This is a genomic window from Egibacteraceae bacterium, assembly GCA_040905805.1.
Lineage (GTDB): Bacteria > Actinomycetota > Nitriliruptoria > Euzebyales > Egibacteraceae > DATLGH01.
The window spans coordinates 1-12527 of sequence record JBBDQS010000111.1 but is presented as its reverse complement, the minus strand read 5'-3'; the positions used below and the strand labels follow the sequence as shown (position 1 = coordinate 12527).

The 12527-nt window shown below is 72.1% G+C and carries 13 protein-coding genes; 12 read left to right on the top strand and 1 reads right to left on the bottom strand.

Features of this window, described 5'->3' with window-relative positions; all coding sequences use genetic code 11:
- Positions 1-273, bottom strand: a 273-nt coding sequence (locus WD250_12605) for a hypothetical protein (GenBank protein ID MEX2621045.1), incomplete at its 3' end; no start/stop codon positions are given.
- Positions 274-405: 132 nt separating this feature from the next.
- On the opposite strand from WD250_12605, the gene WD250_12600 reads away from it, so the two are divergent.
- The 12 genes from WD250_12600 to WD250_12545 all read left to right on the top strand — a co-directional run bounded on the left by WD250_12600 (position 406) and on the right by WD250_12545 (position 12486).
- Positions 406-1632, top strand: coding sequence for an acetyl-CoA C-acetyltransferase (locus WD250_12600; protein ID MEX2621044.1), 1227 nt, complete (start codon positions 406-408; stop codon positions 1630-1632).
- 71 nt (positions 1633-1703) lie between these two features.
- Complete coding sequence (locus tag WD250_12595; GenBank protein ID MEX2621043.1) at positions 1704-3317, top strand: sensor histidine kinase; 1614 nt, start codon at positions 1704-1706, stop codon at positions 3315-3317.
- A 2-nt stretch (positions 3318-3319) separates the two neighbouring features.
- Positions 3320-3973, top strand: coding sequence for a response regulator transcription factor (locus WD250_12590; protein MEX2621042.1), 654 nt, complete (start codon positions 3320-3322; stop codon positions 3971-3973).
- Between the two features lie 24 nt (positions 3974-3997).
- A complete protein-coding gene (locus WD250_12585; protein ID MEX2621041.1) occupies positions 3998-4420 on the top strand; it encodes a Flp family type IVb pilin in 423 nt (140 codons plus the stop codon).
- Between the two features lie 112 nt (positions 4421-4532).
- Positions 4533-4715, top strand: coding sequence for a Flp family type IVb pilin (locus tag WD250_12580; GenBank protein MEX2621040.1), 183 nt, complete (start codon positions 4533-4535; stop codon positions 4713-4715).
- Positions 4716-4843: 128 nt separating this feature from the next.
- Positions 4844-5650 carry a Flp pilus assembly protein CpaB gene (gene cpaB / locus WD250_12575; GenBank protein MEX2621039.1) on the top strand — a complete coding sequence of 269 codons (807 nt, stop codon included), beginning with the start codon at positions 4844-4846 and terminating at the stop codon, positions 5648-5650.
- Between the two features lie 5 nt (positions 5651-5655).
- A complete protein-coding gene (locus tag WD250_12570) occupies positions 5656-6918 on the top strand; it encodes an AAA family ATPase (protein MEX2621038.1) in 1263 nt (420 codons plus the stop codon).
- Entirely contained in the window at positions 6915-8405 is a 1491-nt protein-coding gene (locus WD250_12565; protein ID MEX2621037.1) for a CpaF family protein, read from the top strand. The genes WD250_12570 and WD250_12565 overlap by 4 nt, the downstream gene beginning before the upstream one ends.
- Positions 8402-9358, top strand: a complete 957-nt coding sequence (locus WD250_12560) for a type II secretion system F family protein (GenBank protein ID MEX2621036.1) — start codon at positions 8402-8404, stop codon at positions 9356-9358. The genes WD250_12565 and WD250_12560 overlap by 4 nt, the downstream gene beginning before the upstream one ends.
- A gap of 4 nt (positions 9359-9362) precedes the next feature.
- Positions 9363-10280, top strand: a complete 918-nt coding sequence (locus tag WD250_12555) for a type II secretion system F family protein (protein ID MEX2621035.1) — start codon at positions 9363-9365, stop codon at positions 10278-10280.
- The gene (locus WD250_12550) at positions 10277-10759 is read left to right on the top strand and encodes a TadE family protein (GenBank protein ID MEX2621034.1); all 483 of its coding nucleotides are present in this window, start codon (positions 10277-10279) and stop codon (positions 10757-10759) included. The genes WD250_12555 and WD250_12550 overlap by 4 nt, the downstream gene beginning before the upstream one ends.
- Positions 10760-10776: 17 nt before the next feature.
- Positions 10777-12486: a TadG family pilus assembly protein gene (locus WD250_12545; protein MEX2621033.1), complete on the top strand. Its 1710-nt coding sequence runs from the start codon at positions 10777-10779 to the stop codon at positions 12484-12486.
- Positions 12487-12527 lie beyond the last annotated feature (41 nt).

The following is a 12527-nucleotide window of genomic DNA, read 5'->3' as shown; positions in this document are numbered from 1 at the left end:
GAGGGGTGCGGGGGCAGCCGCGGCCGGCGCGGGCTCTGCCCGCTGCGGCGGCGAGTCCTGGAGGGATCCCAGGAACGGGGAGTCGCTCTGCTCGGTGGTGACCGTGGTCGCCATCGGCTGGTCGTCCGTGCGGTGCTCGGCGGCGGACCCGACCCCCACGAGGGCGCCGGCGAGGAGCAGGACGACCAGGGAGCGCACCAGCGTGCGCACCCGGCTCGGGGCGTCCGCACCCTCCGGCGGTGCCAGGTCGGCGGTGGGGTCGGTGGTCGTCACGCCGTCCAGTATCCCGCCTTCCCGGTCGCTGCACACCCTCGCGGCGAATGACGCCGCCGGAGCCAGGATAGCCCGATCCCTCCGCGGGCCGCCGCGATAGCCTCAGGCCCACGCCCGCCGGAAGGACACCCGATGCCTGAGCCCGTGATCGTCGCCGCGACCCGCAGCCCGGTGGGGCGGGCCTTCAAGGGGTCCCTGGTCGATCTGCGTCCCGACGACCTGGCGGCCGCGATCGTGACCGCCGCGCTCGATCAGGTCCCCGAGCTCGACCGCACGGAGATCGACGACCTCATGCTGGGCTGCGGCCTGCCGGGCGGTGAGCAGGGGTTCAACATGGGGCGCGTCGTGGCGCTGCTGGCGGGCCTGCGCACCGTGCCGGCCACCACCATCACCCGCTACTGCTCGTCCAGCCTGCAGACCATCCGCATGGCCGCGCATGCGATCCGGGCGGGGGAGGGCGAGGTGTTCGTCGCGGCCGGCGTCGAGATGGTCAGCCGCTTCACCAAGGGCAGCTCGGACAGCTGGCCGGAGACCCAGAACCCCCGGTTCGCCCAGGCGGGTGAGCGCACCGCGGCGCGCGCGGCGGGTGGGGCGGGCGAGTGGGAGCCGGCCGACGGGCTGCCCGACGTGTACATCGCGATGGGCCAGACGGCCGAGAACGTCGCCCAGATCGAGGGCGTCACCCGCCAGGAGATGGACGAGTTCGCCCTGCGCAGCCAGACATTGGCGGTGCAGAGCGTGCGCAACGGCTTCTTCGACCGGGAGATCACCCCGGTCACACGCCCCGACGGCACCACGGTGGCCGCCGACGACGGGCCCCGGCCGGACACGAGCCTGGAGAAGCTGGCGGCCCTGGACCCGGTGTTCCGCCCCGACGGGACCATCACCGCCGGCAACGCCTGTCCGCTCAACGACGGGGCGGCCGCGGTCGTCGTCATGAGCGACGAGAAGGCCCGCCAGCTGGGTATCACCCCCCTCGCACGCGTGGTGTCCACCGGGGTGTCGGCCCTCGACCCCGAGATCATGGGCCTCGGACCGGTCGACGCGACCCGCCAGGCCCTCGAGCGGGCGGGGATGACGATGCGCGACGTCGATCTGGTCGAGCTCAACGAGGCCTTCGCCGCGCAGGTCATCCCCTCGGCACGCCACCTCGACATCGACGTGGACGCGCAGCTGAACGTCAACGGTGGAGCGATCGCCATCGGGCACCCCTTCGGGATGACCGGTGCCCGCATCATGGGCACCCTGCTGAACGGGCTGGCCACCGCGGACAAGACCGTGGGGCTTGAGACCATGTGCGTCGGCGGCGGACAGGGCATGGCCATGGTGATCGAGCGCCTGGAGAGCGCCCCCACGTAGGGTCGAAGGGCCCCCCGAGGGGGGTCCAGGTGACCACGAACCTCACGTCACCCTTGAACTACACTCGATTCGTGACCACCGACGACGAGGGCTGGGGGCCCCCGGCGGCACTGCACCGGGGCCGGGACCGGCGACAGAGCGGCCTGACACCGGACGGGCCGCCGACGCGCGCGCTGCTCCTGGGCGGCGCACTGGTGGTCGCCGTCTGGGTCGCGGTGAGCATCGTCGGGGGGCTGGTCAGGGCTCGCACGGGCCTGGACACGGTCCTGGTGCAGGCGCTGCTCGAGACGGCGACTGCGGCCCTCGCCGTGGTGGTGGCGCTGCTCCTCGTGATGCAGTGGCGCCTGGTGGGGGAGGCGGCTGCGCTGTGCGCCGGAGTGGCCCTGCTCCTGCTGGGGGTGGTCACCGTCGGGGTGACGGGTCTGCTCCCGCTCGTGTACGAACCCATCGCCCCGGCCCTGCTCTGGCTCCGGCCCGCCAGCCGGCTCGTCGTGCTGGGCCTCTTTGCCGCAGCCGTCCTGGTCTCGGAGGTCGACGGGCGCCTGCGCCCCGGCAGGCTGCTGCTGGTGGCCGGGGTCGTCACGGCCGCCGTGACCACGGCGATGCGGACGGCCCCCGAGGTGGCCAGCCACCTCGCCGGCGCCGCGGACGCGTCCATCGGCACGCCGGCGAGCGGCTTCGGCTCGACGCTGATCGTCGCGGCGTGGGCGGCGCTGGCTGTCGCGTTCCTCGTGGGCGGCTCCCGGCAGAGCCGCCCGCTCCTCAGCTGGGTCGGCGTGGTGGTCGCCGGCCTCGGGCTGGCGGAGGTCACGCAGGCTCTGGCGGCAGAGGACCCGAGCCTGTGGAGCGCCGGCGCGCAGCTGCTGCGGCTCACCGCGCTCGGGGTCGGCCTCGCCGGGGCGATCTCGGAGCTGCAACGGGTGTTCGGCCGTCAGAGCCGTGACCTGATGCACACCGTCGTGACGGCTGCGGCCGCCGAGGCCCGGGTACGGGCGGGGCGCCATGAGCTCGAGGAGCGGGCACACGAGGCCCGCAACGCCCTCGCCGCCATCGAGGGGGCGAGCCTGACGCTCGAGCACTACCGCGACCGGCTCGACCCAGACACCCGCAAGTCACTGGTCACGGCACTGTCCTCGGAGGTGGCGAGGCTCCAGCGCCTGGTGAGCGCCGAGCTGCTCGAGGAGGCGTCCACGGACTTCGCCGTCGCCGCAGCGCTCGCCGGGACGGTGACCGGTGCCCGGGCCCGTGGCGCCGGGATCCTGGCCGACATCGACGACCAGCTCACGGCGTTCGGCCGTCCGTCGGACACCGCGGAGGTCGTGCAGAACCTCATCGAGAACGCCCGGCGCTACGCGCCGGGCTCGCCGGTGGCGATCCGCGCCGTCCGCGACGGCGACTGGGTGCTCGTGCGCGTGGAGGACCGCGGTCCCGGGGTGGACGCCGACCTGCGCGAGGCCATCTTCAGCCGGGGGGTCCGCGGTCGGCACGCGGACGGACTGGCGGGCAGCGGCCTCGGCCTGTACGTCTCCAGCCAGCTCATGCGCCAGCAGGGCGGCGACCTGTGGCTGGAGGACCGACCGGGTGGCGGTGCCGCCTTCGTGCTGGCCCTGCCAGCGGTCGCCCTCTCGTCCTCGTCCCCGTCCCCGTCCTCGGGGCCATCGACACCGCTGCCGGGGAATCCGTGAGCATGCGCATCCTGATCATCGAGGATCACGAGCTGCTGGCGCAGACTCTGCAGGTGGCGCTGCGGGCCGATGGCTTCGAGGTCGATGTCGTCGGCGACCTCTCCGCCGAGCACATCGTGTCGGTCGCGGACGAGACCCGCCCGCGGGTGGTCCTCCTTGATCTCGATCTGGGCCCCCAGGGCGGCTCCGGCCTGCCGTTGATCCGTCCCCTGCGCGACCTCGGGGCGACCGTCGTGGTCGTCACCGGCGAGACCGATCGGGCGCGCCTCGGTGAGTGCGTCCAGGCGGGCGCGCACGGGCTCCTCGCCAAGTCCGCTCCCTTCGACGTCCTGCTGGACGCCGTGAAGGGCGCGGCCGAGGCGCGCACGCTGCTGACCGACGCCGAACGGGATGCGCTGCTCGGCGATTTGCGCCGCGAGCATGCTGCGGCGGACCAGCGCCAGCGTCCCTTCACGCGCCTCACCGCCCGAGAGCGTGAGGTCCTGGCCGCGCTGTGCGCCGGCCAGTCCGCCGACACGATCGCCAGCGAGTCGTTCGTGTCGATGGCGACGGTGCGCAGCCAGATCCACTCGCTGCTGCAGAAGCTGGGTGTGCACTCCCAGATCGGTGCCGTGGCGGCGGCCCGCCGAGCGGGCTGGACTCCCGACACCGACTGACCCACTCACCCGTCCAGGGGTCAGATGCTCACCCGTCCGGGGGTCATTTTTGCCAGACCTCCTGCCCTTTTGCTCAAGACTTCCTGCGCGCCGGCCGATGGAGTGAAGGAACGCCGGCAAGGCAGGGAGATCATCAATCTTGAGGATGACCCCGACCCCCGTCCGCGCGATTCTTTGAACAGAACAGTAGGACGTTCGCAACAAGGCGGGCGTCGCGAGCACAGGGAGAAACTCACCATGATCCACGCAATTGTTGCACTCCAGATGCTGGCGCAGTCGGCCGGCGAGCGTCTCCGGCGCGAGGACGGCGCCACCGCCGTGGAGTACGGCCTGATGGTCGCCTTGATCGCCGCGGTCATCGTTGGAGTCGTCCTCACCCTCGGCGAGCAGATCGAGGCGGCCTTCACCAAGGTGAGCACCGAGATCGCACCCGCCGTCACTGAGTAGCAAGTTCGCACCACGTCGTACCGGCGTCGCCGGTGGCCCGCGGGGTGCGGGCCACCGGCTTTGCCGTCTCACCGCCTCACCAGCACACCAGCACACCAGTGCAGGGGGCTCCATGGAACTCCACACGGCGTCTGTCCAGGTTGACCAGGTTGCTCGCGCGAGCGGTGATCGGGGGGCCACCGCGGTCGAGTACGCCCTGCTCGTGGCCCTGATCGCCACGGTCATCGTCGTGGCGGTCACCACGCTCGGCGGGCAGGTCGTGACCATCTTCACCAACTACGTCGCGTCGTACTGACGCGCCAGCGCACGGGCGCGCAACGCGTCGTCGGGGGCGGCAGGAAGGTCACGGCGCGCGCTACAGGTTCGTCACCCGTTGGCCGATAGCCAGCACATCAGGTTTGACACACGGGAGGAAACAGGTCCATGAAGAACAAAACCACGATCGCCGGCGTGCTGCTCGGGGTCATCGGTGCCGGACTGCTCGCGCTGTTCGTCGCCCAGGCCGGAGGCACCGCAGAGGCCGAGGCCACCGTCCCCGCTCTGGTGGCGAGCGATGACCTCGCGCCCGGGATGGATGCCGAGCAGGTCGCCACCCGCATCCGCGAGGCCGAGGTCCCCGCATCGCTCGCACCGGTCAGCCGGGTCACCGACCTCGACGACCTCGACGGCCAGAAGGTCGTGCGCACAGTCGGCGCCGGTGAGATCCTCACGGCCTCGCAGTTCGCCGGCGCAGGCCCGGCCGCGGGCGGCCTGGTCGTGCCCGCCGGGTACGAGGCCATGACCCTGGAAGCCGACCCCGCACCCGGCGTGGAGGGCTACGTCACCCCGGGTTCGCGCGTCAACGTCTACACGACGGTGGCCGACACCGGTGGGGACCCGGCCGCCCCGGCGGCGGGCCAGCCCTACACCCAGCTCGTCCTCGGCCACGTCGATGTGCTCGCGGTCACCCGCGGCACCCCGACCGGGGAGTCGGCGGAGCCGTCGGATGTGGCGCAGGAGGGCCGCATCGTCCTGCTCCTGCAGGTCCGCCCCCAGGACGCCCCCGTGCTGATCCACGCCCAGCAGCACGGGTCCCTGTGGTACACGATCGCCAACCCCGACGACCCTGCGCCCAGCGCGGAACGGGTGGACATCGGCGCCCTCGAGCCCGGCCAGCGCACCCAGGCGATCAGCGAGGCCCGGGCCCGCCAGGACCAGGAGCGCTCCGAGGGCGAGGACACAGACCAATGATGGCCATGCGACGGCGTGTGCTGGTGGTCGACCGTCGGCCCGAGCTGACCCAGAAGCTGCGGACGGCACTGGTCGGGGACGACCGCCCGGAGATCGTGCACCTCGCCCAGACCACCCACGCCCTCGAGGTCCTCACCCAGGACGGTCCGTGGGACGTCGTGGTCGCCGGACCCTCGGAGGAGAGCGGTGCGGGTCTGCGCCGGCTCGCACAGATCCGCGAGGCCGACCCGACCCTGGGCCTGGTGGTGGCGATCAACGGCAAGGAGCCCGCCGACCTGGGCGCCTTCGTGCGTGCCCGCCCCGACGGGCTCCTGCGGGTCCCCGCCGGACCCGCCGCACTGCGGTCGACACTCCTGGCCGCCACCGAGGCATCGAGCGAGCGGCGTGGGACCAAGCTCGAGGTCGCGCCGGCCCTCGTCGAGGACACGACCCGTCTCGGCCGGATCTACACGATCGGTGGACCGACGGGCGGCTGCGGCAAGACGACCGTGGCCGTGAACCTGGCTGCCCTGCTCGGACGCCCCGGCACGCACAAAGTCGTGCTGGTCGACCTGGACGTGCAGTTCGGGGAGGTGACCGCCGCCCTGCAGCTGCGGCCCGCGAACACGATCTACGACGTGCTGTTCGACGCCGCTGACCAGCGCGCCAGCGGTGCGGAGGTGGCCGAGGCCCTCGCCACCAACCTCACCCCGACGCCCTACGGCTTCTCGGTGCTGCCGGCTCCGCGCGACCCGGTCCAGGGCGACATGATCACCGCCGACGATGTCGTCCAGCTGCTCGTGTCCCTCCGCCAGACGGCTGACTACATCATCGTGGACACGCCCACCGGGCTGCGCGAGGGCGCGCTCGCCGCGCTCGACATGAGCGACGACATCGTCGTGGTCAGCCAGGTCGACGTCCCCGGCGTCGCCAACCTGCGCACCTACATCAACATGCTGGAACGGCTCGGCGTGGACGTGGAGCACCAGCATGTCCTGCTCAACAAGGAGATGGTCGAGTCGGGCATCACCGCCCACGACGCCATCGAGGTCCTCGGCCCGGTCGCCGGCACGATGCCGTTCCATCCTGCGGTCCTGCGGGCCCTCAACGAGGGTCGTCCGCTGTGCGCCAGCGAACCGGACCACCCGGTGGCCCGCATGCTGTGGACGGCGTTGACCGGGCTGCTGCCCGCCGACGGGCAGGCCCCCGCTTCCACATCCGACGACCGTACCCAGATCCGCTGGTGGCGGCGCTGGTTCCCGACCCTGTTCTCGAGGAGTGACCGTTGAAGCTTTCCGAACGCCTGAACAACGACGGTGACGCCGCCGCGACCAAGCGGCAGCCCGAAGCGACGGGGCCCGCAAAGGCGACCGGACCCGCAAAGGCGACCGGACCCGCAAAGGGCGCCGGCGGCAAGCCGGCACCGACGGGTCGCGCCGTGGAGTGGTCGGCGACCAAGCGGCGGGTCCACGAGCTCGTGGTGGCCGACCTCGGGCCGCTGCTCGCCAAGCGTGAGCCCCGCCGGCGTCACGACGATCCCGACCGCAAGGGTGAGGGCATCGACCTCGCCCAGGAGGTGAAGGACCGCCTCGACGACGCGCTCGCCCAGGCGGGCCTGGAGGTCACGCCCACCCAACGGCGCCGGTTCATCACCGAGGTCACCGCTGACATCCTCGGCTACGGCCCGCTGGAGCCGCTGCTGAACGACCCGGACATCACCGAGGTCATGGTCAACGCTCACGACGACATCTTCGTCGAGCGCGCGGGCCGCATCGAGCACACCGATGTGTCCTTCGACGACGAGGCGCAGCTGCGCCAGGTGATCAGCCGGATCGTGGCGACCGTTGGCCGCCGGGTCGACGAGTCGAGCCCGATGTGCGACGCGCGCCTGCCCGACGGGTCCCGGGTCAACGTGGTCCTGCCGCCCCTGGCCCTGCGAGGACCGGCCCTGACCATCCGCAAGTTCCCCGAGTCACCGATGCAGGTCACCGACCTCGTCGAGAAGGGCTCCATCACGCCACAGGTCGCCGCGTTCCTGGAGTCGTGCGTGGCCGGCAAGCTGAACATCCTGGTCTCGGGTGGGACGGGTACCGGTAAAACGACCCTGCTGAACGCCGTCAGCGGGTTCATCCCCCCGACCGAGCGCATCATCACCATCGAGGACTCCGCCGAGCTGCAGCTGCACCAGCCGCACGTCCTGCCGATGGAGGCCCGCCCGGCCAACGCCGAGGGGATGGGCCTGATCGGCATCCGCGACCTGGTCCGCAACGCCCTGCGGATGCGCCCCGACCGCATCGTGGTCGGGGAGGTCCGCGGCGCCGAGGCCCTCGACATGCTGCAGGCGATGAACACGGGCCACGAGGGCTCGCTCACGACCCTGCACGCCAACTCGCCGCGTGACGCCCTGTCCCGCCTGGAGACGATGGTGCTGATGGCCGGCATGGAGCTCCCGCTGCGGGCCATCCGCGACCAGGTCGCCTCCGCGCTCGACCTGGTCGTACAGCTCGACCGGCTCGGCGACGGCCGCCGGGTGGTGACCACCATCACCGAGGTGCAGGGCATGGAAGGCGACGTGATCGTGCTCCAGGACCTGTTCAGCTACCAGTTCACCGCCGGCGGCACCGGCTCGACGTCCTCGGTCGGCGCCACCATGCCGACGGGCCTGCGGCCGAAGGTGCTCGAGAAGCTCGAGGCCGCCGGCATCCCGATCGCGCCCTCGCTGTTCGCTGCCATGCCGGCGAAGCCGGAGCGCCGCCAGCGAGGAGTGCGGGCATGATCACCATGATCGGTATCGTCGGAGCGGCCCTGCTCGTCCTGGGCGGGATCGCGCTCGTCGTCCTCGGGGCGCGCCACAGGGAGGCCACCGGCGTCGACCGCCTCCGGGCGGTCATGGACCAGCCCGGAGACGGGAAGGGCCGTGAGGTCTCCGTGCTGGCCCAGGCGTGGAGCGCCATGACCGCCGCCACGGACCGGGTGGGCCAAGGCGGCTCGGTGCTCACCTGGCTCGGGGTCACCCTGGAGCGGGCCGGCTGGCCGTTGCGGCCGGCGGAGTTCGGGGCCGGGGTCATCGGTGCGGTGTGTGTCGCCGCCCTGCTCGGCGCCGTGGCGATCAGCGTGCTCGCCGGCCTGGTTTTCGCGGTGGTCGCCGGCATCGTGCCGGTGTACCTGCTGTACCGCAAGGCCGAGCGCCTGGGCCAGAAGGCCGACGAGCAGCTGCCCGACGTCCTGAGCCAGCTCGCTGCCAGCCTGCGGACCGGCCACTCGATCGCCCAGGCGCTGGAGGCGGCGGGGGAGCAGACCGAAGCACCTCTCGGTCCGCAGTTCACCCGGGTCGTCGCCGAGACCCAGGTGGGGCGCACCCTCGACGACGCGCTGGTCGCCATGGCGGAACGGGTCGGCTCCACGGACCTGCGCTGGACCGTGCGGGCGATGATGATCCAGTCCCGCACGGGTGGCTCGCTGGCCGGGGTGTTCGAGGTGCTCGCCGAGTTCATGCGGGATCGCGAGGAGGTCCGCCGCGAGGTCCGGGCGCTGACCGCCGACGGGCGCATCTCCGCATGGGTCCTCGGGCTGCTGCCCTTCTTCGTGCTCGGTGCGCTGCTCGTCATGAGCCCCGACTACCTGCTGCCGCTGCTCAGCCCCCGTGGCTTCCTCATGATCGGTGTCGCGGCCGGGCTGATGGCGTTCGGCTTGGTGGTCATTCGCAAGATGGTCCGGGTGGAGGTCTGACGACATGAGTCCATTGATCGGCTACTTGGGGGCGCTGGCTGTTGGCGCCGCTGTCATGATCCTCGTCGTCGGGCGCAGCCGGCGTACCGCCGGGCAGGTCGCCCTGGGCGCGCTGGCCTTCGAGGGTGACGCGCGCGTGCCCGCCACCTACGACCAGCGCGAGGCACGACTGCGCGAGGGGCTGCTCGACCGGGTCGTTCGACCGGCGACCGCCGGCCTGGCGTCCGCCGGCCGCCGCATCACCCCGGGCGCACGGGGCGACGCCATCCGCTCACGGCTGGACAACGCCGGCTCCAGCCTCACCGTGGAGATATTCTTCGCGGTCAAGATGGCGGCCGTCGGCGTCGGCCTGCTCCTGTCGCTGCTCTACGCCGTGCTCGGGGGTCCCAAGCCCGTGCTCGTCGTCGTGCTCGCCGTGGCCCTGGGCTACGCGCTGCCCGACCTGCTCCTGCACTCGCAGGGCCAGAAACGCCAGACGGAGATCTCCCGGACCCTGCCCGAGGCGCTCGACCTGCTCGCGCTGACCGTGCGCGCCGGCCTGGGCTTCGAGCAGGGGGTCGAGGAGGTGACCGAGGAGCTCAGCGGTCCCCTGGCCAACGAGTTCGACCGCATGCTGAAGGAACAGCAGCTCGGGCGCTCGCGCCGCGACGCCCTGCTCTCCCTGCACGAGCGCAACCGCTCCGAGGAGCTGCGGCCCCTGGTCGCCGCGCTCCTGCAGTCCGACAAGCTCGGCACGCCGATGGCCGACACCCTGACGGTGCAGTCCCGCGAGATGCGCCGCCGCCGCCGCGCAGCGGCGCGAGAGCGCGCCGGCAAGGCGCCCGTGAAGCTGCTGTTCCCGCTGATCTTCGGGATCTTTCCCGCCATGTTCGTCATCATCATCGGTCCGGGCGTCCTCCAGATCATGGACAACATCCTGTGACCGCGGAGCCGGAGGTCGCCATGTCCACCACCATTCGCCCGGACCGCCCACCGCCCGGGAGGGCACGACGCCGGGCGGCCGGGGACGACGGTGTCGCCGCGGTCGAGTTCGCCCTGGTCGGGACGGTGTTCCTGATGATCGTGTTCGGCATCCTCACCTTCGGCCTCGTCTTCGCCCTCAACCACACGCTCAGCCACTCGGCGGCCGAGGGAGCGCGCTCGGGGCTGGTCGCCACGGCGAGCACGACCGTGCAGGTGGCCGAGGATGCCGCCCGCACGCGGCTGGGCTGGCTCGGCGACGGCGCCACGGTGCAGGCGTTCGTCGAGCCGTGCGCCAGCGACGCCTCACGGGAGTGCGTGCGGGTGGTCACCTCCTACGACTGGGCGGGCAACCCCCTCGTCCCGCCGCTGCCGGGCCTCGGCCTGGTCATGCCCGACGTGATGTCGCGCTCCGCCGTCGTGCAGATCACCCAGGTGTAGTCATGAGAGGACACGGTATGCGACGCGGAATGCTTGAACGGCTCGGCCGCGAGGACGGCGCCATCGCCGTGCTCGCCAGTGTCCTGTTGCTCATCAGCCTGGTGTCCTCGGCGTTCGCGGTCGACATCGGATCGGTGGTCCTCGAGCAGCGTGAGGCCCGCAAGGTCGCCGACCTGGCGGCGCTCGACGCCGTCCAGGTGTTCGCCGGGGGCTTCGCCGACACCCAGGCGGGCGCGGAGCAGCTCGCGCTGGACAGCGCCGCCAGCAACGACTTCGTGCCCGGCGGGGACCGCACGCTGGTCACCCACGTGGGACGCTGGGACGCCGAGACGGGCTCCTTCTCGGCGGGGACCGTGGCGGCCAACGCGGTGCGGGTGGTCGCCTCCGACACCGTCGGGTTCAACTTCATGCCCGGTGGCCGGACGATCAGCGTCACCGCCGTCGCCAGCACCGAGAACCTCGCCGGGATCGCCATCGGCACCGGGCTTGCCGCCCTCGACTCCTCCGAGAGCGCCCTGCTCAACCCGCTGCTGGGCGCGCTGCTCGGCACGTCACTGTCGCTGACGGCCGTGCACTACAACGGTCTCGCCGACCTGGACGTGCCGATCGGGGTCCTGGCGACCCACCTGGGCGTCGGGGCCGGCGGGATCGACGAGCTGCTCGCGACCGAGGTCAGCGTCAAGAGCCTCGCCAGGGCGTTCGCCGACGCCAACCCCGACACGCTCGGGGCCGGGGCGGAGGCGCTCGGCGTCCTCGCCGGCCTGGCCACCAACCAGGCGCAGAACAACCGCTTCGCGCTCGGCGAGATCCTCACGGTCGCCACGGGCTTCGTGACCGGTGACGCGGCCGCCGACGCGGAGGTCAACGCGCTGACGATGCTGATGGCCGCGGCGCAGGCGGCGAACATGAACAACGCCGTCGACCTCAATGTCGGCTTCGCGCTGCCATCCCTGACCGGCGGGACTCTCGCAAGCTCGACCATGCGCCTGGTGGTCATCGAGCCGCCCCAGATCGCCATCGGCCCGGCCCGCATGGAGGGCGGTGAGTGGGTGACCGTGGCCCGATCGGCCCAGGTCCGCCTGCGGGTCCGCACCGCGGTCGACCTCACCACGTCGCTGCTCGGTGGGCTCCTGCCCGCCACGATCCAGCTGCCGCTCTACGTCGACGCGGCGCAGGGCGAAGCGGCCCTGACGGCCAACCACTGCGGTGACCCCGGCCAGATGACGACCGCCGTCACCACCGGGGGGGTGAATCTGCGCATCGCCGACCCGACCGACTCCCAGCTCGCCAGCGGGGCGGCGCCCAGCGGCCCCGCCAAGCTCGTGACCCTGCGCGCCAACGTCCTGCTGCTCGGCACCATCAACGTCGCCGACGTGTTCGCTTCGGCGAACGCCACGGTCGCGGCCGGCGGCGGCGACCTGGCGTTCACCGGCCCGTTCGACTGGGACAACGTCGAGCAGCTGTCGGCCACGAGCCACCCGAAGGGTCTGCTGCTGTCGAGCCTGAACGTCACCCACACCCTGCTGGGCAGCAGCCTGCTGAGCTGGATCCTGTCCGCGGTCACCTCGACGGTGACCAACGTCATCGCCCCCCTCACCGATCAGCTGCTGAACATCTTGTACGACGACGTCGTCAACCCCACGCTGTCGCTGCTCGGCGCCGAGCTCGCCACCGCCGACGTCACGGCTTGGCACCAGGACTGCGGCCCCCGCGTCCTGGTCCAGTAAGCCCCCCGGTCCCGGCGGCGGTACTCCCGTGTCGCCGCCGG